The organism is Corynebacterium sp. S7 (genome assembly GCF_054401105.1).
On record NZ_CM136760.1, the window covers coordinates 138,144 to 164,347 of the forward strand.

At 52.8% G+C, this 26,204-nt stretch carries 24 protein-coding genes; 17 read left to right on the forward strand and 7 right to left on the reverse strand.

Going from position 1 to position 26,204, the window contains the following annotated elements; translation table 11 throughout:
• Positions 1-62: 62 nt before the first annotated feature.
• The 6 genes from ACXZ66_RS00710 to ACXZ66_RS00735 all read left to right on the forward strand — a co-directional run bounded on the left by ACXZ66_RS00710 (position 63) and on the right by ACXZ66_RS00735 (position 6,543).
• Positions 63-1,307, forward strand: coding sequence for an oligosaccharide flippase family protein (locus ACXZ66_RS00710; RefSeq protein WP_458749765.1), 1,245 nt, complete (start codon positions 63-65; stop codon positions 1,305-1,307).
• A gap of 148 nt (positions 1,308-1,455) precedes the next feature.
• Positions 1,456-2,928, forward strand: coding sequence for a tyrosine-protein kinase domain-containing protein (locus ACXZ66_RS00715; protein WP_458749766.1), 1,473 nt, complete (start codon positions 1,456-1,458; stop codon positions 2,926-2,928).
• The gene (locus ACXZ66_RS00720) at positions 2,906-3,538 is read left to right on the forward strand and encodes an arsenate reductase/protein-tyrosine-phosphatase family protein (protein ID WP_458749768.1); all 633 of its coding nucleotides are present in this window, start codon (positions 2,906-2,908) and stop codon (positions 3,536-3,538) included. The genes ACXZ66_RS00715 and ACXZ66_RS00720 overlap by 23 nt, the downstream gene beginning before the upstream one ends.
• Positions 3,539-3,614: 76 nt before the next feature.
• The gene (locus ACXZ66_RS00725) at positions 3,615-4,658 is read left to right on the forward strand and encodes a glycosyltransferase (protein ID WP_458749770.1); all 1,044 of its coding nucleotides are present in this window, start codon (positions 3,615-3,617) and stop codon (positions 4,656-4,658) included.
• A 5-nt stretch (positions 4,659-4,663) separates the two neighbouring features.
• Complete coding sequence (locus ACXZ66_RS00730; RefSeq protein ID WP_458749772.1) at positions 4,664-5,968, forward strand: O-antigen ligase family protein; 1,305 nt, start codon at positions 4,664-4,666, stop codon at positions 5,966-5,968.
• 86 nt (positions 5,969-6,054) lie between these two features.
• On the forward strand, positions 6,055-6,543 hold the full coding sequence (locus ACXZ66_RS00735; protein ID WP_458749774.1) for a YdcF family protein: 489 nt from the start codon (positions 6,055-6,057) through the stop codon (positions 6,541-6,543).
• Between the two features lie 3 nt (positions 6,544-6,546).
• Here the strand turns inward: ACXZ66_RS00735 and ACXZ66_RS00740 are convergent, their stop codons facing one another.
• The 3 genes from ACXZ66_RS00740 to ACXZ66_RS00750 form a co-directional block, all read right to left on the reverse strand.
• The gene (locus tag ACXZ66_RS00740; protein ID WP_458749776.1) at positions 6,547-7,398 is read right to left on the reverse strand and encodes an alpha/beta fold hydrolase; all 852 of its coding nucleotides are present in this window, start codon (positions 7,396-7,398) and stop codon (positions 6,547-6,549) included.
• Positions 7,399-7,461: 63 nt separating this feature from the next.
• The gene (locus ACXZ66_RS00745) at positions 7,462-8,394 is read right to left on the reverse strand and encodes a VOC family protein (protein WP_458749778.1); all 933 of its coding nucleotides are present in this window, start codon (positions 8,392-8,394) and stop codon (positions 7,462-7,464) included.
• A gap of 63 nt (positions 8,395-8,457) precedes the next feature.
• On the reverse strand, positions 8,458-10,032 hold the full coding sequence (locus tag ACXZ66_RS00750) for a bifunctional 3-(3-hydroxy-phenyl)propionate/3-hydroxycinnamic acid hydroxylase (protein ID WP_458749779.1): 1,575 nt from the start codon (positions 10,030-10,032) through the stop codon (positions 8,458-8,460).
• Between the two features lie 243 nt (positions 10,033-10,275).
• Here ACXZ66_RS00750 and ACXZ66_RS00755 point away from each other — a divergent pair, with 243 nt between their 5' ends.
• From ACXZ66_RS00755 to ACXZ66_RS00795, 9 genes are all read left to right on the forward strand, one after another.
• The gene (locus ACXZ66_RS00755) at positions 10,276-10,896 is read left to right on the forward strand and encodes a TetR/AcrR family transcriptional regulator (RefSeq protein WP_458749781.1); all 621 of its coding nucleotides are present in this window, start codon (positions 10,276-10,278) and stop codon (positions 10,894-10,896) included.
• A gap of 839 nt (positions 10,897-11,735) precedes the next feature.
• On the forward strand, positions 11,736-12,980 hold the full coding sequence (locus tag ACXZ66_RS00760) for an aromatic ring-hydroxylating oxygenase subunit alpha (protein ID WP_458751414.1): 1,245 nt from the start codon (positions 11,736-11,738) through the stop codon (positions 12,978-12,980).
• A 37-nt stretch (positions 12,981-13,017) separates the two neighbouring features.
• Positions 13,018-13,386, forward strand: coding sequence for a non-heme iron oxygenase ferredoxin subunit (locus ACXZ66_RS00765; protein ID WP_458749783.1), 369 nt, complete (start codon positions 13,018-13,020; stop codon positions 13,384-13,386).
• A complete protein-coding gene (locus tag ACXZ66_RS00770) occupies positions 13,383-14,597 on the forward strand; it encodes an NAD(P)/FAD-dependent oxidoreductase (RefSeq protein WP_458749785.1) in 1,215 nt (404 codons plus the stop codon). The genes ACXZ66_RS00765 and ACXZ66_RS00770 overlap by 4 nt, the downstream gene beginning before the upstream one ends.
• Positions 14,598-14,620: 23 nt before the next feature.
• Entirely contained in the window at positions 14,621-15,181 is a 561-nt protein-coding gene (locus tag ACXZ66_RS00775; RefSeq protein WP_458749787.1) for an aromatic-ring-hydroxylating dioxygenase subunit beta, read from the forward strand.
• A gap of 8 nt (positions 15,182-15,189) precedes the next feature.
• Positions 15,190-16,008 (forward strand): SDR family NAD(P)-dependent oxidoreductase, encoded by an 819-nt coding sequence (locus tag ACXZ66_RS00780; RefSeq protein ID WP_458749789.1) that lies wholly within the window; start codon positions 15,190-15,192, stop codon positions 16,006-16,008.
• Positions 16,005-17,633 carry an acyl-CoA synthetase gene (locus ACXZ66_RS00785; protein ID WP_458749791.1) on the forward strand — a complete coding sequence of 543 codons (1,629 nt, stop codon included), beginning with the start codon at positions 16,005-16,007 and terminating at the stop codon, positions 17,631-17,633. The genes ACXZ66_RS00780 and ACXZ66_RS00785 overlap by 4 nt, the downstream gene beginning before the upstream one ends.
• Positions 17,634-17,638: 5 nt before the next feature.
• On the forward strand, positions 17,639-17,962 hold the full coding sequence (locus ACXZ66_RS00790; RefSeq protein ID WP_458749793.1) for a hypothetical protein: 324 nt from the start codon (positions 17,639-17,641) through the stop codon (positions 17,960-17,962).
• Positions 17,959-18,375 carry a PaaI family thioesterase gene (locus ACXZ66_RS00795; RefSeq protein WP_458749795.1) on the forward strand — a complete coding sequence of 139 codons (417 nt, stop codon included), beginning with the start codon at positions 17,959-17,961 and terminating at the stop codon, positions 18,373-18,375. The genes ACXZ66_RS00790 and ACXZ66_RS00795 overlap by 4 nt, the downstream gene beginning before the upstream one ends.
• A 454-nt stretch (positions 18,376-18,829) precedes the next feature.
• On the opposite strand, the gene ACXZ66_RS00800 is transcribed toward ACXZ66_RS00795, so the two are convergent.
• Positions 18,830-20,212, reverse strand: coding sequence for an MFS transporter (locus ACXZ66_RS00800; RefSeq protein WP_458749796.1), 1,383 nt, complete (start codon positions 20,210-20,212; stop codon positions 18,830-18,832).
• A 288-nt stretch (positions 20,213-20,500) separates the two neighbouring features.
• Here ACXZ66_RS00800 and mhpA point away from each other — a divergent pair, with 288 nt between their 5' ends.
• Positions 20,501-22,210, forward strand: a complete 1,710-nt coding sequence (gene mhpA / locus ACXZ66_RS00805; RefSeq protein WP_458749797.1) for a bifunctional 3-(3-hydroxy-phenyl)propionate/3-hydroxycinnamic acid hydroxylase MhpA — start codon at positions 20,501-20,503, stop codon at positions 22,208-22,210.
• A gap of 105 nt (positions 22,211-22,315) precedes the next feature.
• Here mhpA and ACXZ66_RS00810 read toward each other — a convergent pair whose 3' ends face one another.
• Both ACXZ66_RS00810 and ACXZ66_RS00815 read right to left on the reverse strand, forming a co-directional pair.
• On the reverse strand, positions 22,316-23,197 hold the full coding sequence (locus tag ACXZ66_RS00810; RefSeq protein WP_458749798.1) for a thioesterase family protein: 882 nt from the start codon (positions 23,195-23,197) through the stop codon (positions 22,316-22,318).
• Positions 23,198-23,324: 127 nt separating this feature from the next.
• On the reverse strand, positions 23,325-24,179 hold the full coding sequence (locus ACXZ66_RS00815; RefSeq protein ID WP_458749799.1) for an alpha/beta fold hydrolase: 855 nt from the start codon (positions 24,177-24,179) through the stop codon (positions 23,325-23,327).
• A 125-nt stretch (positions 24,180-24,304) separates the two neighbouring features.
• On the opposite strand from ACXZ66_RS00815, the gene ACXZ66_RS00820 reads away from it, so the two are divergent.
• Positions 24,305-25,087, forward strand: coding sequence for an IclR family transcriptional regulator (locus ACXZ66_RS00820; protein WP_458749801.1), 783 nt, complete (start codon positions 24,305-24,307; stop codon positions 25,085-25,087).
• Between the two features lie 88 nt (positions 25,088-25,175).
• Here ACXZ66_RS00820 and dmpG read toward each other — a convergent pair whose 3' ends face one another.
• A complete protein-coding gene (gene dmpG, locus ACXZ66_RS00825; RefSeq protein WP_458749803.1) occupies positions 25,176-26,198 on the reverse strand; it encodes a 4-hydroxy-2-oxovalerate aldolase in 1,023 nt (340 codons plus the stop codon).
• Between the last annotated feature and the right edge of the window lie 6 nt (positions 26,199-26,204).

Genomic DNA, 26,204 nt, shown 5'->3' on the forward strand with positions numbered 1-26,204 from the left:
TCGGCTGCGGCCTCCCATGCGCTGCCGCAATAAGACCTAACGGATAATTGAAGGGAGGCCAGGTGGCAACAACACAGGTGGCTTCATCACAGTCAGACAAGGGCGCAAGAGTCCTAGTGACTCTAAGCATGCTGAGCAATGCCTTTTCTAAGTGGTTCTTAGTCTGGCTTTTCGCCCGAACCGCAGGCGGAGCAGAGGCAGTGGGCACGTACAGCCTGGTTCTCGCGGTCGGCACACCAATTTTTGTGGTGGCCCAAATGGGCTTGAGAATGATCATTGTCTCGCTCGAGAGAACCCGGCCATGGTCCTATTACATCTACCTCAGGTGGATTGGAGTCATCCTGGGGGCAGTTGTCCTCTTGGGATACGGCGTGGTTTCGGACAGCGTGCCGTTTTCTTTGGTTGCTGCAGTAACACTTTTGAAAGTGTGTGACTCCTTCGACGACATAACGTATGCGAAGCTGCAATATTTTAATCAAATGCGCACTATCGGCAGCTTGGGCATCCTTTTCTCCTGGATAACGGTTGTTGTCAGCGCGATACTTGTATATTTCTTCGGATCAGTAGAAATCGCAGTCGTGGGCGCAGCAATAATTGCCGCAGTGTCAGCTCTGGTCGGGTGGAAATTATCCACCAAGTTCGAATTTGAACGCGAAGACAAAGACGGGGCTTTCAAAGACATTCTCCGGGCTGCCGTACCGATCACCGGGGCAGACCTGTTAGGGAGTCTCCTCTTCCAGATCCCAGTTCTCATTGTTGGTGCCTTGGGCGATCCGGAGTCAGTAGGTGTGTTCGCAACAGCGGCATATTTGCTCACGTTGGCAAGCCTGTTAGGTGCGGCAGTACAAAATGTTGTGATTACCCCCTTCCGGATTCTGCGAAAAGAAGCCGGAGCCGGGGAGATTCAACGCCGAATCGGAAAGATGGGGCGACAACTTATGGTGCTTTCGGCAATCGCAATTGTGGTGGTCATCGCCTTTGGCTCGGATGTGCTCGTGCTTATTTATGGTGACCAGTTTGCCATTGATACTTTGCCACTGACCTTTATGGCCTTTGCCGCCGCCGCGACAATTATCGCATACATTTACAGCGTGACCCTGAACGTATTTAATCGCTATGGGGCGGTTACTTGGTCGTTCTTACTCGCTTGCATTCTCACGGTTGTCGCATCCTTGATTGCTCATCTCGCTGGCGCTGATGCGATCTTGGCGGGTTCTGTCGGCATTGCAGGAGGGGCGTTTACCCGACTGATTGTTTTGTGGGCATCTACCCGAATTGAGGTGCGCAAACTGGAAGCAGCAGCATAGCTCTGCAACTCTACTGCAACTGATCTGCAACAGCACGGAAGCGCGAATTAATATTCCTGCAAGTAATTTCAAGTTCCAGACCTTCAGAATTGATACTCTAGACCTCATATGGTTGGAAACTATTTTTGATCAGAAAGGCTGAGAGCCAATGGAGCTACGCGAGTATGCCGGCATGCTGCGCAAAAGTTGGATACTTGTTGTAGTTTTTACCGTTCTTGGTATTGCGCTAGGAGCTGCAGCATCATTACTTGCCACACCGAAATATCAATCCACCACACAGGTATACGTATCAACGCGTGCTGGGCAAGGATCAACTAACGAGCTCGTGCAGGGCGCGGATTATTCACGCCAAATGATCAATAGCTACGTCACCGTGATTACCACTGGCGTTGTCCTCGACCGAGTGGTTGAAGAGCTTAATCTTGATATGACAGGGGAGGAACTATCTGCGCAGGTCAGGGCTAGCTCTCCGACAGATTCAGCGCTGATCAACATTGAAGTTATGGACCCGTCCGCCGAGCAGGCAGCTTTGATTGCCGATACGGTGCGACAAAAATTCGAAGAAGTGGTTGTCACTCAGCTCGAGTCGGCAGGACCCGGAATTCCAAGCCCGGTCACTATGACGACAACGCAGGCGCCGCTGGTGCCGGACTCTCCGATTAGTCCGAATTACACCCTCAACCTTCTGCTTGGGCTCTTGGGAGGTCTGGCGGCTGGCGTGGCAGTGGCCGTTATCCGAGGGGTGATGGACAACCGAGTACACGGTGTCCGTGAAGTCCAAGAGGTGACAGACAGCCCGGTGATCGGCTCCATCTTTAATGGTCTCAATGCAGAAGAAAATCGGCTGGTTGTACAGTCCTTGCCTAATTCTGTCCAAGCTGAATCGTATCGAACACTGAGGACAAACCTACAGTTCCTGAACGTTGATTCTAAACGACGAGTGTTCGTGGTTTCTTCCGCGAACGAGAATGAAGGTAAGTCAACAACTTCGTTGAACTTAGCCTTGTCGCTGGCCCAGGCTGGCGAGCGGGTCGCCGTTGTCGAAGGCGACCTTCGTAAACCCGTATTTGCTGATTATCTTGGCATCGAGGGAGGAGCTGGCTTAACCGATGTGCTGATCGGGAAAGCTGAGATCAACGACGTCCTGCAGCGATGGGGCTCGGATGAGTTCTACGTTCTTCCTGCAGGCAGGATTCCACCAAACCCCAGTGAACTTTTGGGCTCTGAATGGATGGCTGAGACAGTTCGTGCACTCGAAGAGAGCTTTGACTATGTCATCATCGACGCACCTCCAGTACTTGCTGTATCGGACGCTGCTGTTCTAGGAAAACTGGCAGTCGGCATTCTTATGGTGGTTGCCTCCGGGGCGACAACGAAGCGAAATCTCGAAGTGGCTTTGGAAACCTTGGGCACTTCAGGCAATCGCGTCCTCGGCATCGTGCTGACGATGCTTCCTACTACGGGAGTGGAAAGCAAGTACTACTACACCGCTAGTTATGGGCGTGGAGAGGAAGAATCCAATGAATCCCATGAACGCCATGAACGCGGTGCACGCGGAATCAAAAAGAGGACGCCGTCGCACCAATTGAGGAAGGATCATGATGGCGCTCGATCAAGCTAAACTTCCCGAAACTTTTTCGATTTTGTTCGTGTGTACAGGAAACATCTGTCGCTCACCTCTTGCGGAATACTTGCTGAAACGAAAAATTGTCGATCTTCATGAAGTGACTGTGAGCTCTGCTGGCACACACGCCCTAGTGGGCGCACCGATGGATGAACAAACCAGTGGCATAGCTTCCGTATTAGGCGTGAATGATACGGCGAATCATCGAGCAAGGCAGCTCAACGAGAAGTTATTGGAGTCGTCGGAACTAGTTCTGACGATGACCCGGGATCATCGTCGAGAAGCTGTTGGACTGAGCCCGCGGGTCACTAAAAAAACCTTCACCCTGCGAGAATTTGCCAGGCTCGCCGACACAGAAGAAAAGGAATCCAAGGCGAGGGGACGCACCTTAGGAGCTGGTACGGGACGCGATAAGCTTCGCGAAGCCGTGAAAATTATTCCAGAATACCGAGGCGTTCTTGCTGCCTTAGAGAACCCTACTGACTATGACGTGATCGATCCCTACCGGAAAAACGAAGGAGTGCATATCGAATCCACGAATCAAATAACACCTGCAGTGGACTCGGTGGAACGGTGGATTCGTCGTCAATTGGGAAACGGTTTGTAAATACGAAACAGCGACAATAGCTGAAGCGCAATCGAACGGCCTGGCGTTTCAGAGGATTCCTGAAAGGAACCCACACATGAACATCGGAATTCTTACTAGCATCGGCAGTACCGTTAACGCCTTCTTCCCACCGTTGATTCAGCGGTGGCAGGAACTTGGCCATGAGGTATTTACGGCGGCCTCTACTCCTTCGGAGCATGAGGAGCACACAATCGTTGGCTCCGTGAGCCGGAAGCCTTCGCCAAGAAACTTGCGTGCGCCTGAAGAGATTAAGGCGTGGGCCGAAAAAGAGAAGCTAGATGTCATTATTACCAATACCGCGACCGCCTCGTTCTTGGCACGGTTGCGGCCACTACCTGTACCAGTAGTTTATTTCTGCCACGGGCTTCACTGGAATGTGGGCAAGGACCTGAAGAGCCGTTTCTGGCAAACTCTGGAGCGCTCGGCATTGAGAAATACCGCAGGTGTCATCGTGATCAACCACGATGATGAGCAGTGGTTTCGCTCAAAGTTGCCTGCAGAGATGATTCTGCGCCTACCGCAGGGCGTCGGCGTTCCACTTGATGATTTCCCCCGAAGCCCAATCCCTGCGGTCAACGGCAAAATTGAGCTGGTCTGGGCCGGAGAATTCTCTGACCGCAAGCGCCCCTGGCTTGCTGTCGAAGTAATTCATTCACTGGTTTCCAAGGGAATCAGCGTGCATTTGACCATGTGCGGCGAGGGCGAACACATGGAAAGAACAGCATCGCTTATCGACGAACGCGGCGTGGCAGATTCGGTGACGATGGTTGGTCGCAGCTCGCAGGTGGCGAAGTATTTGGCCGAATCTCAAGGAATGCTACTGACCTCGACATGGGAGGGCCTGCCTCGGATTGGCCTGGAAGCCCTTGCCATTGGAAGGCCCGTTTTCGCCTTTGATGTGAAGGGTACTCGGAGCTTGCCAAGCGTCTATTCAGCTCCTGACGGTGACGTTGAGCAGCTGGCGCAGTTGATTGCGGACCACTCTTCGACAGGATTTTCCGACATCAACTTGGTTGATCCCGCCGAGCTGAGCCCCGATCGGGCGGCAGAAGAAATTGCAAGTTTCGTCGACGCTACAGCTTCGGATCGAAGGAGGTAGCAGACATGTCGGCTACGCAAGCGCAGCGGTCCACACTGAAACCGGAAGTTGATCGCAAGAAACAGCTGACTGATATGAGCATCATCGCACTGCTTGTCGGGATGATGGCAATGTTGCTCAACCACACGGACCAAATTGCCGGCCTGAATATGTCTCTCGCTGATCCCTTCTTGGTCCTTGTGTTGTTCGGATTCGTCGTTACCAAGCGCTTTTTTGCTTTCCGCTACAGTGTGATCTTTTTCTGTGTGCTTATTGCCGTTAGCGTCGTGACCACACTATTTATCACACCCTTGAGGTTTGAGGTGCTGCTGGGCATTAGAGGTGTGATGGGAGACTTTATTAAGCTCATCATCTCATTTATGTACTTCATTGTTGGAACCAACATTGCGCGCTCAGGATTAACAAATGTGGCCTTGAAGTGGTTTGCTGTCGGCGCCGCGCTGGTTGCTTCCATCGGTGTGTTGTTGGAAGCAGCAGGAATCCGCGCATTCTGGAGCCTGCTATATTTCAGTGATTTCCGTTATACGGGATTCATGTCTGACCCAAACTTCTACGCCGTCCTTGCCTGCGCAGGTATTGCCTATTTCGCATATACAACGCAGTTTCATCCGTTCCTCCGCGGGCTTGCAATTTTCGTCCTTGCAGTCTCGGTAATTCTGTCTGGCTCTAAAACAGGAATGGTCTCACTGGTCATTTTGACCACCTTGATATTGGTCACGCGCACTACCCGATCGGGCAAGATCGGTCCTGCGGTTGTATTGGTCGGTCTCGCAGTGGGTTTGGTTGTGTTTTTCAACCCCATCTTGGAAACTTTGATTGCATTTTCGAACCGCTATAGTACAGAATTTCCGCAGCTTGAGCGCTTGTCGTCTCTGCTTGGCGACGACCCAACTGAAAGCATCTCAGGCAGCGGATCCCAGCGCGCAAGTATGTGGAGTGCAGGGCTTGGAATTATCGGTTTGTCACCCATCTTTGGAGTCGGAATTGGCACCTACACGCAGGTCAGTCGAGTTTATTTCGGAGTGTATAACTACGCCCATAACACCTTTATTCAAATTGGCGCAGAATGGGGCCTAGTACTCGCGTTTATACTTTTCGGTTGGATTCTCTACTTGCTGTTCCGCGCTTCCCAGCGCTCTTCCGACAAAGCGTTAGACGTGAATACGCTGATTCTGCGCGAGACAATTGTGGTTTTCTTGATCGGATCGATGTCGCTGTCACTTAACAATGCCCGGATGTTTTGGATGTTCTTAGGCATCCTGGCTTACCTCTGCTTCGTCAAAGGCCAAATGAGGAAGGCCTCACCATGACTCCGAGTGGACGGCGCGTGCCTCGGTGGATAAGCCGCTTTTTCTTTTGGATATTACTGCCAGCTCTTGTCATTATTGTCGCGGTTGTGGCGCTTCTCGCTTGGATTCTTTTTCCTCCGCAGCGAGAAGCACAATCGACCGATGTGGTGATGGTCCTCGCCGGAGCCAACGATGGCAGACACAAATATGGTGCCGAGCTTGTTAACCAAGGTCTGGCACCAAATTTTGTTGTTTCTAATCCCAGCGGAACGCGCGACATTGTCGGCACTTCCTACTGCCAAGGGGCAAACCAACCAGAATCAGCTGAGCAAACCTGGTGCCTCAAACCGAACCCCATATCAACGACCGGGGAGGCGCAAACCCTTGAAGTGCTAGCCCAGGAGCAAAACTGGGAGACTGCGACAATCGTGACAAACCGGACACACGCACGTCGCGTCCAGCAGAATTTCAATCACTGCACTGATCTGGACGCGACGGTGGTGTGGGTTGACGTCGTGAACGAGGACATAATTGAATATGTCCTCGCTCACGAAGCCGGGGGATTAATGCAGCTGTGGTTCACTGACCATTGCTAATGATTAATTGTCTTGGGCAAGGAACCAGCGGGTCAGCGAGGCAAAGCGCTGCGGTTGTTCGATCTGAGTCCAGTGACCTGCATGCGGCATGACATGCAATTCCGCATTCGGCAGGTGAGTAGACATGTAGTAGCTCGCCTCCACCGGAATGATCTCGTCCTCCCGACCATGAACAACCAGCGTGTCGTGAGTGATCTCGCCAAGTTCCTCAGGCGAGTAGTTCACAGGAGAGTAGTCCGGATTGAACGTTGCCAAGTGGGAGCGCCGGATGTCGTCGCGAAGCGCAAACTGCGTGCGATCGGTAGCGATCTCGTCGAGACGATCCGCGAAGTGATCTTTATTTGCAACGAAGCTTGGCAACATTTCCTTCATGTTTTCTACCGTTGGGTTCTGGTAGAAGGTGATCAGCCGCTTCAGACCATCGGTGGCGGGAATCGGTGCGCCACCGGTGCCCATGAGCAGGATGCGGTCGATCCGCTCTGGTGCGATCTGAGCTAACCGAAGGGTGATCATGCCGCCCATGGAATTGCCAACGAAGTGTGCCTTCTCGAGGCCGAGCGTGTTCATCATTTCCACGATGGTGCGGGCTCGGAGGTCGGTAAAGGCGGACATTCCGGCCGGAGCTGGGTCTGGGTGATCGGAATTTGCGAAGCCGAGCACATCCGGGGCGACGCAGTAATAGTCGCTGCTGAGCAGTGGCATCAGTTCGGACCAATTGGATGTAGCACTGACACCAGGGCCGGAACCGTGGAGGAAGATGATCGCTGGTGCTGTAGGGTCGCCAGCTGTGTACACGCGCAACCTGTAATCGCCGGATTGGACGTCTTGGCTGTCTAGGGCGGTAGACGTAGTCATAGAAGAGCTCCTTTCTAAAGGAGAGCAGGTAGAGGTTTTAGTCATAACTAGGCTTAGTCATGGCTAGGCGCCGGGCATTACCGGAGCAAGAGGTGTCAGCGCGCGGCCGAGTGCGCCTGCGTCCTGGTGGCCCCACTCGCTGAGTTGGTCGTAGTGGGTAACTTCCCAGTTCTCTTCGTCCTCGATGATCAGCCCGCCCCAGCCGTACTCGATGGAAAAACCGGATGGGCTGACTGCGTAGAAGGAGACCATCTTGTCGTTCGGGTGCATGCCAAGGGTCATGGACAGTGGGACACCGGCCTCGATGATGCGGTCGTAGTTGCGGCCAACTACGGAAAGATCATTGACCTCGACCAGCAGGTGGTGGAGTGCGACTGGGGCATCAAGTTCAGCGAAGGCCAGGGTGTGGTGGCGCCCGTTGCAGTGAGTGAATGCGCCGTCGATCTCGAGACCTGGTGCGATCTTCTCCTTGATGTAGTCGGACAGGGTGAACCCGAGGAGCGCGTAGTAGTCCAGCATCTGCTCGCGGGTGGACTTGCGAGACAGGAGGAACATGTGGCCAGCACCGATGCCCTCAGTCTTGAAACCCGATGGGTTAACTTCGCTGGAAAATGGGGTGTCAGCATCGGCGAAGCCGAGAACGAGCTCGACCTGGTTGCCCTCTGGGTCATGAGAAATCACGATGCGCTCGACACCACGAGCTGCAGCAAGTTCAGCAGATCCCTCTTCGGTCTTGTGGCCGTTGGCGTGCAGCTTTTCAATGATGTCTTCGAGCTCTTCGGTGGAAGCTACCTCGTAGCCAGCGAATGCAAGGTCATCGTGGTCAGAAGCTTCGACCAGGATGCGGTGGATCTTGTTGTCGAGACGGTAGGTCTCACCGTTCTCGGATGTAGCGCCAGGCATCATGCCGAGCAGGTTAACTGCGAAGTTGTGCCACGCAGGAATGTCCTGGGTTGCGATGCCGATGTAAGAGAGTTCTTGGACGCTGGAGTTCATGATTTTTCCTTCTTGAGTATTTTTTGAGATGTGAAGTGGGGGTTTGAAACGATTAGACGGAGACTAGACGGAGACGGGCTCGGATTCCTGTTTGGAGAAAGACGGCACCGGAAGTCGTGTGGTGCCAGCCGCTGCCACGAATTTGTCTGGGCGGACGGCGACAACCTTGACTCCAAGATCTTCCATCCAGGAGATCAGGCTGCCGTCGATATCGATGAGGTCATCCGCGCTCTCGCTGGATTGATCTACTCGACGAACGGCGTGGACTCGAGCACCGAGCTTGCGCCACTGTTCCAGATCGTCCGCATCGACGAATTCATTTGGATCTGCGCCGGCGCCGAGGACGACGAAGTCCTGGCCGAGGTAATCGTCGAGTAGACCGATCTCGCCACGTGAGTTGGCAGCCCGGGGCTGTGGGATGAGCTTGCCTACTGGACTGTCATCTCCGATTTCACCGGAGAACCACCCTGCTGGGTAGGTCGGTGGCCACAGAAGTGGATGTGGTTCTTTCGGAGCATCCGATTCCAACTCTTCTTTCATGGCAAGCTTTTCTTCGTCAGAAAGCTGCTGGGTAATGACTCGACCCAGTTCTGCCGACACCTGGGTTAGGAATGCAACATTCGGCTCCCGCTCGGCTTGGTAGGTGTCCAGGACCTCGTCGTCAAGCTTTCCGTTGATTACGGCGGCGAGTTTCCATGCGATGTTGAAGGCGTCGCGAATGCCGGACTGCATTCCTGAGCCAGCCCACGGTGGCATCATGTGCGCGGCATCGCCGAGGAGGAATACGCGGCCGTCGCGCCAGCGCTCTGCTGAACGAAGGTGATGGTTGTAGAAAGCGTGTCCAAAGATTTCCACGTCATCGTGGGAAACGCCCATACTTTCTAGGAGAGGCCAGACCTTCTCGGAAGTATCGAAATCGGAATCCTTTTCGCCTTCCTTCAGCGGGATTTCCCAACGGTGGTTGTCGCGTGCCAAAGCCATGTCGACAACCGGACGGTCTTCATCGGACCAGAAGGTGAGCAGGTGGCGGTTCGGCCACCAGCGCTTGACCTTCGCATCAATGACGACCCAGCGAACGCTTAAGGTATCGCCTTCGAGTCCAATGCCGAGGTCTTCTCGGGTGGCGCTCGAGCCGCCGTCGCAGGCGAGTGCGTAGCGAGTGCGGACGGTGCGCTCGGAGCCATTTGTTAGATCTCGAACGGTGACGGAGACACCGTCGGAGTCTTGCTTAAGCCCGATGACCTCGGTATTGACATGCAGCGAAGACTTGTCGTGGTAACGCTTGGCGCCTTCGCGGAGGGTGTTTTCAAGGTAGGGCTGGTAGATCCCGTAATGAGTGTCGTGGCCAAACTGACCTTCCTCGAAAGGGATTGACATGAGCTTCTCGCCCTTGTAATTCAGCCACTGCAGGCCCAGGACCGAATCCATGTCTGCCTTGGCTGCATCGTCGAGGCCTACGGACTGAAAAGTCCTCATTGTCCAGTCGTTGACGGTAACTGCGCGTGCTCGCTGATAGATGGACTCGTCCCGCTCAAATGCGATTGTGCTGATTCCCAAACTTCCGAGGGCATTCGCCGCCGCTACTCCGGAAGGTCCGTAACCGATGATCGCTACATCGGCATCAAATGTGTCAGACATGTTTGTACTTCCTTGTGTGTGATCAAGTACTACTGCGGTTGAACTGCTGATTGTTCTGTAACGAACGTTCCAGTCAATCCGGTGTGATGAGTACAACATGGCCTACATCACATTGTCAATAGGAAAGTGATTTATGGAGTGAATGTGCAGGAGAGAGGCCTAATTCTCTTGGCTGGAGTGGAACCCTAACCGGGGGTAAACACCGGGTAGAATCCGAAGGAATCACCAATGAGAGGCAGGGACATGAACAAACGTGAATTGCAAGGCGAGCAATCGCGAGTGGAGATTCTGGACGCAGCGTTGAAACTCATGTCCCAAAAGGGATTTGACGGCACCAGCATTTCCGACATCGCGCGTGAGTCAGGCTTGCCAAATAGCTCAATTTACTGGCATTTCGGATCCAAGCTAGGGGTTGGAGCAGCCGCCACGAAGGTCGGTGCGGATCGCTTTCTCTCAGCTATGACAGCACCAGAATCGGCGCCGGATGAAACGCCGGGAGCGTACCTGCAACGTGCCCTCGGCGAAGCAGGCGAACTATTTATCACCCAGCCAGAGTTTCTTCGCCTGTTCATTCTTTTCGCGCTCGAGCGAAAGGAGGAGGAATTCCGCACGACAATCAACGAGATCAGGGGACGGGCACGCGAAAATCTCAAAGAATTCATCCGGCAAGCCTGGTTGCATAGCGCTCCTGAGCACTGCGATTTGCTTGCCGACGAGCTCGTGGAATTCATCCTGGCCGGCTTCGACGGAGCATTCCTGTCGTTAGAGCTCAACGGTGAGGAAATGCACCGGAAGCTGATGAGACAGCTGGCTGCGTCGGTTGCTGTGTTGGGCGAAGAGGAGCTGCAGGGGTTGCGTGGATAGGAGAAATTGCCTGTTGATAATTCCGATTGATTTTGGGAAATCACCCTCCTTGCTATCGATAACAAGTGCTGTGAATTGACAAAATGAGGAAGTGTTCAGCTGATCCAGAACATGATTAAGCACCTCCCAAACTTTTCTCGGGGAGAATCATGGCTGGTGTCGCTCGCACAATAGTGCCTTGTTTACTGACAATTGGCAGCCTGATTTCGTGTCGACAGGTACCGCTTTCGCTAGCTTGTTCACCCCTCAAGTTGGGATCGAGTCCCTCTTGGGGTGTGAAGATCCGCGTAGATAAGGCAGACTCAGTGGCTACCCACTAGCGCTCGAGCATGGTTGCCGATTGGTCGTCGCGCGGGGAGCTATCGCAACGAGCCAACTTGAAAGGTTGTTGTGTGTCATGAGGCTGCCATTGAATCCTTACGGGCGACCGTATACCAAGTAATGGATCTGGGATACGAATCCTAATTGCGGACAGATTTGACATCAGCTGACGGTGAAAGCGCTCGCGATGCGGCCTTGACATCACTTGCTTCTTCGTGAAGTACACAAAGGTGGAGGAACAGGGGTGGCGATATTGGTTGCAAAGCGCAAAAAGAACTAGGCATTAACTGGTGGTGCCAGTTTCGTTCCGCCCTTTGGAACACGGAAAGCTTTCCCCCTCGATAGTTGATTTAATCTAGATCACATTCTCATTCTGTTTGGTTTAGAGCCACAGCATGGGAGAAGTGAACGCAAGAACCTCAACGACGGAGAAAAATGTGACTACCGAAAGCCCCCAGCTTCCAACCGGCGGCCTCGACCGCCCAGAAGGACTGGATACGATTCTTGATGTCAGCGGCATGATTGACGCTGACGGTGGCCGAGTAGATCGTCGCGTTTTTGCAGACGAGAAGATCTATAAGCAAGAAATGCGTCGCATTTTTGCCCGCAGCTGGCTGTTTATCGCACACGAATCTCAGTTTGAAAAGCCAGGCGACTTCTTCCAAACCTACATGGGGGAGGACCCAGTTATTGCGACCTTGAACAAGCAGAAGGAGATCCGCGTTCTCCTCAATAACTGTCGCCACCGCGGTGCGCGCGTGTGCCGCGCAGATCTTGGTCGTACCAAAAACTTTACCTGCACCTATCATGGTTGGTCTTATGACCTAGATGGCAATCTGGTCAACCTGCCTGGCAAAGAGCAATACAATGAGGACTTCAAGCGCGAAGAGTGGGGCTTGATTTCTGTTCCACGCGTTGAATCCTACAAAGGTCTCATTTTCGCTAACTGGGATGAAAATGCCGAGCCACTTGAGGACAATCTCGGCGACATGAAATGGTACATTGATGCCTTCCTCGATCGCGATGAAGCAGGCAGCTACGCCGTCGGAAGCGTTACCAAGTGGGTTCTCGAAGGCAACTGGAAGCTCGCAGCTGAGCAGTTCGCTACCGATTGGTATCACGTGAATATGTCGCATGCTTCCGCGCTTATGGTGATGTCTCCAACTGGTAAAGGCCCGAAAAAGGAAATCGCAGAGCGCACCGGCAGGCAGTTCTCCTCCGAGAAGGGCCACGGCGCTGGTTTCCCGGTCCACCAAAAGAACCGCTTCGACGCGCAGCCGGTCCACGAGTACTACGATTACGACTTCCTGCGTGAGCGCCTCTCTGAAGAACAAGTCACAGGTCCACTGACCAACGGCCACGCAACCGTTTTCCCCAACTTTTCGTACCTGCCGGTGAATGGTTCTGTCCGTATCTGGCATCCAAAGGGCCCAAACAAGATGGAAGTTTGGGCGTGGACCATCCTCGATCGCTCGATGCCCGAAGACGTTGCTCGCGCGCAACGACTCTACAACCTCCGCACCTTCGGTCCTTCCGGCATCTTCGAGCAGGATGACGGTGAAAACTGGTCCGAGGTCCAGGCGAACGCAGGCGCGTTCATGGTGTCGAACACTCCGCTGAACTACCAGATGGGTCTTGACACAGAAGGGGAAACCGAAGGGTACCCGGGTATGACCTCAGAGCTGTATTCCGACGCAGCTGGACGCAACTTCTACCGCCGCTGGGCAGAGCTGATGTCTACCCCGGCGTGGCACGAGAAGTAGTGACCGGATTTTCACTTAAAGCAGAAAGGTTACTCCTATGACTAGTTCCACCGAAGCTTCCCAGCCGATCCATGTTGCTGATCTTGATGACATTGAGCAGGAAGAGGCAATTGTCGTTGATACTGACGTAACCGGATACCGCGAGCCAATCGCTATTTTCCGCACCGACGACGACGAAGTCTACGCCCTTAACGATACGTGTACCCACGAGACTGCTTCGCTCGCTGATGGCTGGATCGAAGGCACAATGGTTGAGTGCCCAATCCACTCATCAAGTTTCTGCCTGAAAACTGGTGCGGTCCAATGTATGCCAGCTACCGAGAATGCTCCGACACATAAGGTTGAGCTGCGCGACGACGAAGTGTGGCTATACCCGGGCATCCCAGCTGAAGGAGCAGCTCAATGAGTTCGTCCACCACAATCATTGGCGGTGGAATTGGTGGGTTCACGCTTGCCCAAGAGCTGCGCAAGGCAGGCTACGCCGACCCAATTGCCATTATCGACGAGTACGGCTTCCCCTATGACCGACCCCCACTGTCGAAGGAAGTGCTCAACGGTACCAAGACTGCCGAAGAGATCCGCTTTGTTCCTGACTCTTGGTACGAGGACAACAAAGTCGAGATCGTCCAAGCAAAGGTTGAGCGCGTTAACGTTGACACCAACATGTTGGTACTGAAGGACGGTACTCAACGTCCTTACGACAAACTTGTGTTGGCCACCGGTGGCCATGCGCGCCGCATCAATGGACCTGGCTTCTACCATGAATCCGTTATAGTTCTCCGCACTCTAGAAGACGCGAAAAAGCTTTCTGAAGCTCTGATTCCCGGGGCACGGGTTGGCATCGTTGGCGCGGGTCTCATAGGTGCCGAGGTTGCCTCCGCAGCTCGCGATCGTGGGTCCGAGGTTGTTCTCGTCGATCCAGCTCCAGTGTCGCTGGTCCCAGCGGTTGGCCCTGAGATCGCTGAGCGACTCCACGCGCTGCATGCCAAAAACGGCGTTGAATTTATTAACGGCATGATCACTGCGATCCAACACGGTGACGATGGACGCCACACTCTTGAAGTTGACGGTAAGGGCTCCATCGAAGTCGACCATGTTCTTCTATGTATCGGCTTGGTTCCCGACGAGTCACTGGCGGACTCCGCGGAACTTGACGTCGATGGGGGAGTACTCGTCGATCACGAGCAGCGCACGAGCGCTCAAAATATTTGGGCTATCGGGGATTGTTCCCGAACGCGTAATGAAGATGGCACCCTTGAGCGTCGCCATGAACACTGGGATGCAGCGGTGCAGGATGCAGCTCGCGCTGCAGCGTCGATTGCTGGCACTCCGATTCCTGCGGAAAGTGCCTCATGGTTTTGGTCCGACCGCTACGGCATCCACGTCGAAGGAACTGGATCGATGGTCGCTGAAGGCACCACCATCATTCGTCCTGACACCGACGGCGCAGCAGACGTTGCATTTCGTGTGACTCCTGATGGCAAGCTTGCCGGAGCGGCTGCATACGACGACTCGAAGGCGATTCGTGCAGCTCGACGCATTATCGACCGCAATATCAGCGTCGACCCAGCCCAACTTGCAGACCCCGCAGTTTCTCTCAAGAAACTGACCCGCTGATCTACATTTGAAACGAGTAATCCATGACTGACTACTTGCGAAACGAAGACATCACGCTCGGTGACCGCGTTGACGCAGATCTGTACTACAAACTGCAGAACTTCTACTACGACGAGGCGTACCTCCTGGACGAAAGCCGCTATGTCGACTGGCTTGAATGTTTCGACGAGGACCTTTCCTACTGGGCTCCAACGCGCACTAACCGTTTGAGAAGGCAACAGGCGCTTTCAATCTCTGAACGTGACGGCTTAGCGTTCTACGACGAAACCTACGACTCACTTGCATGGCGTATTCGACGCTTCGATTCTGGCATGGCATGGGCAGAAGATCCACCATCGCGTACCCGCCACCTGATCACAAACATTGTGGCTTTTCACGGTGAGGATCCAGAGGGTAACAAAATCGTCGAAGTTCGATCGAACTTTCTTGTGTGGCGGACCCGTCTCGAGCGTGAGCAAGACACGTTCGTCGGTACCCGTACCGACCTAGTGCGAGTCAACGATTGGGACATCAAGGTATACGACCGCCGTATTCTGCTTGACTTTAACGTTTTGCCATCCAAGAACATTTCCACCTTTTTCTAGGAGTAACCATGCTCAATGGGCACACCACCTTTATTACCGGTGCTGGTTCGGGCCTCGGAGCAGCACTTACACAAAGATTTGTTGACGAAGGCTCAAATGTAGCGATCGTTGATGTTGACCTTGACCGTGCTAGGGAGACCGCGCGCTCTCTGGATTCGGACAAGGTACTCCCCCTTGCCGCCGATGTCCGTAAGCCACAGGATCTGCACAACGCAGTAGATCAAACAATTGAAAAGTTCGGCACCTTGAATACGGTCATTCCAAACGCTGGGATTTGGGACTACAACCGTTCGGTCACTCGTATGAGTGGGGAAGAGCTATCGGAGATTTTCGACGAAGTAATGGCCGTCAACGCGAAAGGTTACCTTTTGACGGTAGAAGCGACTTGGCGGCATCTTGTCGAAAAACATGGTTCGATCATCATGACCTTATCGAACTCCGCGTTCTATTCCGCTGGTGGTGGCCCTGTCTACACCGCGAGTAAATTCGCCGGCCGAGGTCTAATGCTCCAATTCGCGTACGAACTCGCGCCGAAAGTTCGAGTTAATGCTGTTGCGGTTGGAGGCATGAGTACCAACTTGAGCGGTCCCAGCGCAGCTGGATTAGACGAGAGAAGAATAGCCGACACTTTTGCGAAGAGAGGAGATGGCGGGAATCCCTATATACCACTACACGATATCTCGCTTGACCCAGCAACATTTACTGGTCCTTACGTAATGCTCGCATCGCCTAAGGAAGCAGGAAACATTACAGGCACCATTATCAATGCTGATGGCGGGATCTCTGCTCGAGGGTTCGCTAAAACTGCAGGAGGTGACGACTTATGATCGTCAATGGAGTAGAGCACAATGCAAGCCAATTCAATATCAGCCCATGTACACAGCTAAATAAGTACGCCGAATACCAGCCAGAGCTGACGGCGCTGATCTATGAAGAACGCGCATATAACTACGAAGAGTTCACGAACCGTGTTCGCCGATGGGCAGCGCACCTTGACAAGGCGGGAGTGCAACCAGGTGATCGTGTCGCTTATGTCGGCATGAATTCAGAGTCGTTTATGTTTGCAATGTTTGCGACATGGTGGATTGGTGGCACGTTTATGCCTTTCAATTTCCGCTTGTCGGCACCAGAAGTAGCTCAACTGTTAATGCAGGGCACCCCACATACGGTCGTTGTTGAAGGCTCCCACTTGGAGATGGCACAGAGTATTTTTGGTATCGAGCGTCACCATGTGTTGGTTGTTGATGATGAGCCATCTGCGATGCCCACAGTGGACGTACCCATCTACTGGTCGAAGACTTCATCTCTTGATGAAATCGACACTGCAGGGGTAAACAAGCCGATGGCCCGCGTGATGAGCGATCTGGCATTGCTTTTGTTCACGTCAGGAACGACTGGATTACCGAAAGGTGTTCAGCTTACCTTTGGCAACTTGTGGTGGAATTCTACAAATGTGGACACAATGGTGGACACGAGGCCGGGAGATGTTACCCTCGCGGCTGCTCCGCTGTTTCATGTCGGAGCATTGAACTCTTTTGCAATTCGTTCCTTTTACCGAGGAAATACTCTTGTTGTTCATCGGAGCTTTGATCCTAACAAGGTGATCGAAGATGTTGAAAAGTATCAGATTGGTTCTGCGTTCTTAGTGCCAGCGCAATTGCAGGCGATGTATCACGCAGAGAGTTTCGAGAGTGGCGATTTGTCGTCGTTACGTGCGATTATTTGTGCTGGTGCTCCCGTTCCTCCTTCATTAATTAGAAGGTACATGGAAAAGGGACTGGTGGTTCAGCAGGCATGGGGGTTAACCGAGACCTCACCGTTTGCTACGTACTTGCCGCCAAGGATGACCGAGGAGAAGTTAGGTTCCTGCGGAATCCCGATGCCCTACACCCAAGTTAAGCTGGTTAATCCAGATACGGGCGAAGATATTACTGAGATTGGTAAGACCGGCGAAATGTGGGTTAAGGGGCCAAATGTTGCCACTGGCTATTGGAATAACCCAGAAGCTACACAGAAGGCTTACACAGCAGGATGGTTCCACTCAGGTGATCTTGGTTATGTCGATGAAGATGGGTACTACTTTATCGTTGATCGTCTGAAAGACATGATTATCTCTGGTGGCGAAAATGTCTACCCAGCTGAGGTAGAGCGTGTTCTCGCTGAACACGATGATGTGATCGGAAGTGCGGTAGTCGGTTCTCCAGATGAAAAATGGGGGGAAATCGTTGTTGCAGTTATTCAACCAGTAGCTGGAGTCGACGTTACACTTGAAAGCATTCGGGACCACTGCGGTAAGCACCTTGCGCGTTATAAACTTCCACGCAAGGTAATGCTTGTTGACGAAATTCCACGTAACTCTGCAGGTAAACTCGACAAACTAAAAATCCGCGAAATGGTACGTCAAATGGTTTCTAACGAGTCCATAGAACAAAACCAAGTATCGAAGGTGTAGGAGAAATGTCTAATTTTACCTTGATCCAAAATTCAGAACTACGCCATACGTACCCGTACGGGAAGACGGACATTGAGGTACCTTTCGGTACCGTCGACGAGCTCCGAGAATCAATAGATAAGGTGTACCAGGAGTTTCCGGAGTGCCGTCGGATTGTTGTCGCCGTTGAACAGGACAATTTAACAGAAATCGGTATTTGTGAGGACGCTGGGCTGCGTTACGCGATTGACGTGCAAACCCGCGATGGCCGAGAGTCATCTCTCATGGTCCATGAACCAACGTGGGTTAAAGAAGAACCGAGTGAAATCGAAGATTTGGAGCTTTCATGACTTTTCAAGAAGACTGGGACAAGTTTTACGCAACGGTTACAGATGTAGCCCAGACACTAAAGCTCTACCCAATTAGTCGCACTCCAGAAGAACTTCGCTTAGGGATGCCGCTGCATACTGAGATTATGCAACCCGCAGGGATGTTTTCAGCGCCATCGTTATTCGGGCTAGCCGATCTTTCAGGAACTTGGCTTGCGATGCAGCATGTCCCTGAAGGATCGTTTCCCTTGGCCATCTCTTCATCCATCAACTTGCTAACAAATCGAAAAGAAGGGGACGCAGTTTCGGTTTCCCGCCTAGTCAGAGCAGGTCGTACGATTATTGTCACGGACACGGAGATTATCTCTTCGGTCGATGAGGCATTGCTAGCAAAAGTAATTTGCACCTATTCGGTGCCAGCGCCGCGTACGTAATAGTTGAAATTGATAGATCGCCACAAAAGAGACTCGGACTCCAAATTTGGAGTCCGAGTCTCTTTTCGTTTCTCTGAGACGAAGCGCTCGGGGCCCTATCGCAAGCTTTCTAGATTTGGTTTGCGCTTTGGAGGAATCCGAAGCGCGCTAGGCCCAGGTCTGATTAGTGCAATTGAGAACTGACTGTGACCGTTGATCTCTTCTTTTTGCGGCAGGTTTCTTTCTCGATAAGGTAAGCGATGCATACATACAACTGGACCAACGCCAAAACTCAACAAGCGTGCTAGGACTCTGTGATCATGCTTTCAAAATTGTTTTTCTCGGGAAAAATCTAACGAATCAAGAGTCGTTTGTACCGAAGAGGCGCATACGAAATCGCATTAAGGGCATAACCCCGATAGAGTATCGGGGTTATGCCCTTCAAGAACCCAAACTAGCGTGGAACGACTAGTCGCTATACTTTTGCATCAGCTCCAACGGGTTCAGAAGTTATGATTTTATTCGTGTAGGAGTTGTACTTTGGCTTTTCTACCGCAGCGATAGCAACTGCTGCGATGATCAAGAGGGCGATGAAGTACATGGCGATGTTATAGGCGCCCCAACCGTTATCAAGAGAAACGAGCCAGGTGGCCATCATTGGTGCAATGCCGGCACCCAAGATAGATCCTGTCTGGTACGAGATGGACACGCCAGTGTAGCGGTCTTCAGGTGCGTACTTGTCAGCCAGGAAGGATCCGACAGGACCATACGTAGAGGCCTGAATAATTGGGTTACCAACGATGAATCCCAGTCCGATCAGCCAGATATTTCCTGAGTTGAACAGCATGAACATTGGGAAGATCAGCGCCAGCGAAATTATGATGCCGATCAGCATGACTCGTCGACGGCCGAAGCGATCGGAAAGCGATGCGAAGAACGGGATTGCGAAGATATGCAGGAAGGACGACAAGGTTAATAGCATTAACGCTGTCTGACGATCAACAGCACCGGTTTGGACAACATATGGAACTACAAATACACCCAATAGTGCTTGCATAAACAGTGGTGCCGCAATAGTCAGTGCTGAGAGAATTGTTTGCTTAGGGTAGACAGTGAAGATTCGCTTAATAGGGACTCCTGTTTGGGTGTCACCGGCTTCACGTGCTGCTTCAAATTCAGGAGACTCGGTAAGGCTATAACGCATGTAGAGCCCAATAATTACCAAAACTGCGGAAAGAAGGAATGGTATACGCCAGCCCCAGGTCAGGAATTGATCCTCAGGAAGGCCTGCGAAGAGTGCAAGTACGAGTGTGGACAAAACTGAACCTGCTGGACCACCTGCAACCGCGATGGAAGCAGCGAAGCCACGAGAGCCCGTCTTCGAATGCTCTGCTGCCATGAGCGTCGCACCAGCCCATTCGCCACCAACGGCAATACCTTGAACGATACGAAGCGTCACGAGAATGATTGGTGCAGCAAGGCCGATGGAAGCGTAGCCGGGAAGCAAGCCGATCGCGATCGAGACGAAGCCCATGACCATCAGCGTGACGAATAGAACATTCTTGCGACCATACCTGTCGCCAAGATGGCCGAAGAGTATGCCACCTATAGGCCGTGAGAGGTAGCCAGCAAACAGGATGACATACGACAATAGCGTGCCGATGAACGGGTCAATTGAGTCGTCGAAGAATACATATGGGAAGACAAGGCCGGCGGCAGCGCCATACAGCAGGAAATCGTAGTACTCAACTGTCGAGCCGAGAAAGCTAGAAATCAAAACCTTTCGGCGTTCACGGGGTGTTGTTTCTTTCGCTGCTTCGCCACCTTGGGGGGCGTTCTTAGAACTAGTTATTGACATTTGTCACTCCAGGGACATAGACGTTACTTGGATCACAGTGAACTGGACGCCTTTGATTTCAGCGGAAAAAGTATCTGCCGACAACTTGCGTTCCGGTATATGGCACAGAAGGAATTACTTGCAAGTGCAGGCATGATTGCTTTTTGGTCTAGATTTATTCGAGAGCAAGTTAATTTGAATATGTGCAAGAGTCTTGTGTGCCAATGGGTGGAACGGTGTGTGCATGAGCTCTTTACCCCAGTGATAATGATTCAAGTCACAAGCATTTAGTAACAAGGAAGTAGTTCTATGTCTCACTCAAAAAAGACCGATGTTCTTATCGCAGGAGCCGGTCCCACCGGTCTCGTCCTGGCAAATCTTCTTGGTGCCCGTGGGGTCAACGTGTTGCTTGTCGATAAGCGGGCTGATCTCATTGACTATCCACGCGGAGTGGGACTTGACGACGAGTCCTACCGCACAATTCAGGCTATGGGACTTCTCGATGAGGTCGAGCCGTACACACTGCCACACCACGTAATGCGCATTGTAAATGGCAACGGTGAAGTGATTATGACGAATGATCCGCAGGGGGAGCCTTTTGGATTCCCAAGGAAGTTTGGATTTCTACAGCCTCTGGTGGACCGGGCTATTTTTGAGGGTTTGGAGCGATACCCCAATGTAACCGTAGCCTTCAGCCGCGAGCTGTCCGAAATTGAAGATCATGGAACCGGAATTACGGCGACGTTGAAACATGTCTCGGGAGAAGAAGGAGAAATAAGCTTAGATGAGACTTCCACGGTGAATGCTCGGTTCCTTGTAGGCAGTGAGGGAGGTCGTTCCCTGACACGAAAGTGGATGGGTGTTAACTTTGAAGGCGTATCGCCATCGACTCGTTGGGTCGTGGTGGATGTACGTAACGACCCACTTGGTTTTCCCAATGTCTACCTTGGCGCAGACCCTGCGCGTCCTTATGTATCGATTGGTTTACCTCACGGGGTTCGACGCTTTGAATTCATGCTTTTTGATGACGAGCCAAATGAACGAGTAGAAGACAACTCCTTCGTGACGCAGTTGCTTCACCAGCATCTACCTGAAGGTATTGAGCTCGATATTATTCGCCGCCGTGTCTTTACCCACCATGGTCGCGTGGCATCTGACTTCCGAAAGGGAAATGTCATGATTGCTGGGGATGCTGCGCATTTGATGCCGGTGTGGATGGGGCAGGGCTTTAATTCTGGCGTTCGAGATGCAACGAACCTGGCTTGGAAGATCGATGCTGTCCTCAAAGGGCAAGCAACAGATAAATTGTTGGATACATATAGCCAAGAGCGGCTTGAACATTCGAAGGCCATGGTTGATCTTTCCTTGACCATGGGCAACGTCATCAAACCGACGGACAAGAAGGTTGCATTTGCTCGTGACATGGGTGCCCGTGCGATGAACCTTTCTCCACGGGTCCGAGACTACTTTTCGGATATGAAATTCAAGCCGATGCCACGTTATAGTCGCGGAGTAGTGGTGGATCAAGAATCCCTCACAGCGGGCACAGCCGAGCGTCAGATTAGCAAGTCGAAGACTCCCACCCTGATTCCGTTACGTAACGCGTTACGGAAAGAATCCACCGTTGGCACCCAGTTCATCCAACCTTGGGTAACTTATTCGGGAGAGAAAGTTCGCTTGGATGATGCACTTGGAACGGGTTTTTGCATCTTGAGTTGGGGGTTGGACCCCGCAAATCTCCTGAGTGAAGATAACCGATCCAAAGCAGCAGCGCAAGGATTCGAGCTTATCTGCGCTGTATCACCCAACCAAGTCTCTTGGGCTGAAGAAGAGTGCGAGAGCACTGGCACCCGCGTAGTTTCCGATGATTCGGGTGCGATAAAGAAATGGTTTGACCAAACCTCAGTCGGTTCTGTAATTCTTCGCCCTGACCGCTTTATCGCATCAGCGTGTTTGAATGGCAATCTTGAGAAAGCCATCCAGGCTGTAAACAAGGCTGGTCACCTGTCAGCCCATTAGTGTTTGAATACCGGCAAAGTTGCAAAATTCCGAGTGCCTCGATCGCCAGATTATTTCTGGTGATCGAGGCACTCGCTCATTTGGCGCAAACTCGGAGCATGAAGCTTAATTTGCTGCGATGAGAATAGACTGGTTTGCCGTCCCGATTGCTCCAGTCTGATCATAGATTCGACTAATAGTTACTCCGATACCGTCTGGGCCGTAGTTGGCGTCCGGCAAAATCCCAATCCATTCTCCCTGCGGCAAGCGATTGAGGTAAATGGAGGTGTCCACGTTCATGAAGCTCCAATTCTCAGGAGAAAGACCTGTTCCAAGCCCATTTGCGGAATCGACAATCTTTGCCACAGTGAGCCAAGGCGTATCTGCATGACCTGAAATGGCTGATGGGTTTGCCTTAACCCAGTAAAAGTCCCCAGCTTCCCAGACTTCGGTGAGAGCACCGTCGAAACTGGGTACCGGAGTCCGGCTTGAAATATCGTTTCGAGCCACGCGCGCACGTCTCACTTCGATTGAATCGATGTAAGCTCCACCCCAACGTGCGTAAAACGAGTCATCGCGCTCGGTATCCGCTGGCGCAGGGATTTCTGGGGCAAGTTCCCTCCGTAATTCTGGCAGCTCTTGTGTGTGAAGCCACCAGGCGCTTCCTTTGATTACATCTCGTCCAGAGGCTGGGTCGTGGACTACTGCTTCTAACAAGCTAATACGTTTGCCCGGGCGGACAACCCGAGCTGATGCAGTCAATGGTGTGAGTGGGACGGCAGCAAGGAGCTCTGTGGTAACTCTGCTAAATCGACCATGTGAAAGCCCAGTCTTCGTTGCCTCGAGTTCGAGTACGTGGGTGAGCAGGGCAGCAGGAGGAGCGCCATGTTGCAGCGTTGGGCCCCAAGGGCTGGCGGTGTGTTCAGTAGGGGCGAACTTATAATGAGTGAGCCCATTTTGCTCCGAACTTCCTTCTGGAACAAAGTATGCGATATTTGTGCTGTTCATTCCTATACTTTCCATGCGCTAGATTAAGGACTTTTTGGGCTGCTAGATTCAGGTTTCTTAAAAAATAGTGGGCCCACCTCAGTCGGTAGACCCACATGTATTAGACCGGGTTAGACTTATCGAACCACTAGACTCGGGAGGACAGCCAAAGCTTCACAACATCATTGAATTCCGAGGACTTCTCCACCTGCGACCAGTGGCCGCACTGGTTGAAAATGTGAGCGTCAGAGGTCGGAATGGTGTTGAGCAGATCCCATGAACGCTGGACTGGAATCACAACATCTTGCACACCGTGGATCAGTAGCACTGGAACTTCCAACTTTGCCAGCACATCAAAGTCGAGTGGGAGAGCGTCGCGGTCGCGGTCGCGCGCTGCAACAACGTCCTTGAGACGGTCAGAAGCGGTGTCATTGAGCGCCGACTGGTAGCGCAGGGTAACCAGCTCATCGGTAATGAGGGATTTGTCTACGACGAACTTCTCAAGAGTTTCGCGGATGCCCTCTTCAGTCAGCTGTGGGTTGGAGTGGCTCTTCAACGCGCCGGTGAGCTTTGCTCCGCCGGTACCCATGGAAATGATGCCCAGAAGACGCTCCGGGTAGTCAATGGCGAATTGGAAAGCCAGCCAGCCACCGAGGGAGTTTCCAACAATCCAGGTCTTTTCAATTCCAAGTGCATCAAGCACACGGACTGCATGGTTAACCCATTCGCGGATGCCGTACTCGGTGCCTTCTGCCACGACTGTCTGGCCGTAGCCGATCGAGTCGATGGCAATGCAACGACCGACCTCAGAGATTTCAGGTAGGTTGAGCCACCAGTTGGCGGCTGCAGTGACACCGGTGCCAGACCCGTGAAGGAAAAGGATTGGGGCACCTTCGCCCAGCTCATGATAGTGAGTGATCTCGCCAGGTGCAGTTTCGAGCCACTTATCTTCAAGGCCGAAAAATTCGTCAGTTTTGTAATCAGGGATAGATGCGTTGGTCATGACACCACGGTACTCAAGGTCACATTTAAGGTGGACTTGTGTTCCACACAATGGCACGGGAATACTAATAGGAACGCCAGGCGGAGTAGATTCGCTGAGAATACGAGAGGTAAATAGGTGCAATCGTGGTCGAATCAGATACACGGAGTTCCGTAGATAAGGCATTTAGCTTGTTGCGCGCGTTTGAACCCGGTGATGCCGCAGGAGTGGGCGTGAGCGAGCTAGCTCGTCGTGCAGATCTATCAAAATCTACAGCTCATAGGTTGCTCAACACACTAGTGAAAAACGGTGCTGTCCAGCGAGCCGGAGAAGTGTATCGGTTGGGCACGTTATTTACTGAACTTAACCGGGAAGAAACTACAAAGCAGGGTGAACTGGTCTCCGAGATTTTGACGCCCTTCCTCGCGGCGCTATTTGAACGCACCCGCAATACAGTGCATTTGGGCTATTTAATTGGCACCGATGTGTCCTATGCAAACAAATTGTTTTCTGTCTCAGGTGTGTCCACACCCTCGCGCATTGGTGGGCGCGTGCCGGGCTATGCCACCGGCGTTGGGAAAGCGATTATGGCTTGGGATAAGGATCTGATCGAGGCCACGATCCACAAGGGCATGTCCAGTTGGACCCCAAGCACAATCACCGACCCGGATGAATTCCGCGCGGTGCTGGCGAAAGCGCGGGAAGAGGGCATTGCCTACGACCGCGAAGAGATTTCAACTGGGCTTAGTTGCGTGGCAGCCCCGATATTTGGTCGAGGCCCAATTCCCGTCGCAGCAATGTCAGTGTCGGGTCCGACCGATACTTTTAAGCCGGAAGAACACATCGCAGTATTGAAGAAGATCTGTGCAACAGCTACGAAGGCTTACCGTGCTGCTACCAGAGAGAAAGAAGCAGATGGTCTTGCTTAAGTTATTTACGTTCTAAGGGAAGCGAGCAAACAGAAGTCCCGCACCTAATAATTAGGTGCGGGACTTCTATATGCCTATATATAAAGCCTTAGCTGACTGTGGCGCCCTGGCGCTGCAGGTCAACCGCAACGTCGATGATCATGTCTTCTTGTCCGCCGACGTAGCCACGCTTACCTACCTCACGCAGGATGTCCTGGGTAGGGATTCCGTAGCGCTCGGAGGCGCGCTCTGCGTGGAAAAGGAAGGAGTTGTACACGCCCATTTGTCCTTGGACGATGGAGCCACGGTCCATCATTGGAAGGCGATCAACCATCGGGCGGAGTACATCTTCCGCAGCGTTCTGCAAACCGGTGACGTCAACATCGCCGATATCAATGCCGAGGCGCTGGAATGCAGTAGCAAGGACCTCGATCGGAGCGTTACCTGCACCAGCACCTAGTCCGTAGAGAGTGCCGTCGATCTGGGTGGCACCGGCGCGGACTGCTAGGAGGGAGTTTGCAACGCCGAAGCTGAGGTTCTGGTGGCCGTGGAAGCCGACCTCGGCTTCGTCGCCAATTTCGTCCTTGACGGCCTTCACGCGGTCGGAGGCTTCTTCCATGATGAGGTGGCCGGAGGAATCAACGACGAAGACACACTGGCAACCAGCATCAACCATGATGCGAGCCTGCTTTGCCAACTCAGCTGGTTCGAGGCGATGCGAGAGCATGAGGAAGCCACCGGTCTCCAGACCCATCTCGCGTGCTGCCTGGAAGTGCTGGATGGAGACATCTGCTTCAGAGCAGTGCGTGGCAATACGCACGATGGAGATGCCACGATCCTTGGCTTCCTTGAGGTCCTCGACAGTGCCAACACCTGGCAGGAGCAGAGCTGCGATCTTGGCGTTCTTAGCTTCGTCGACGGCTGCCTCGATGAGGTCGAGCTCATTAGTCTTGGAGAAGCCGTAGTTGAAGGTGGAGCCACCGAGTCCGTCACCGTGGGTGACTTCGATCATTTCCACGTTTGCGTCGTCGAGAGCGCGGACGACCTTGCGGACCTGGTCGGTGGTGTACTGGTGGCGCACGGCGTGTGAGCCGTCGCGCAGGGTGGAGTCGTTGAGGCGAATCTTAGTCATGATATT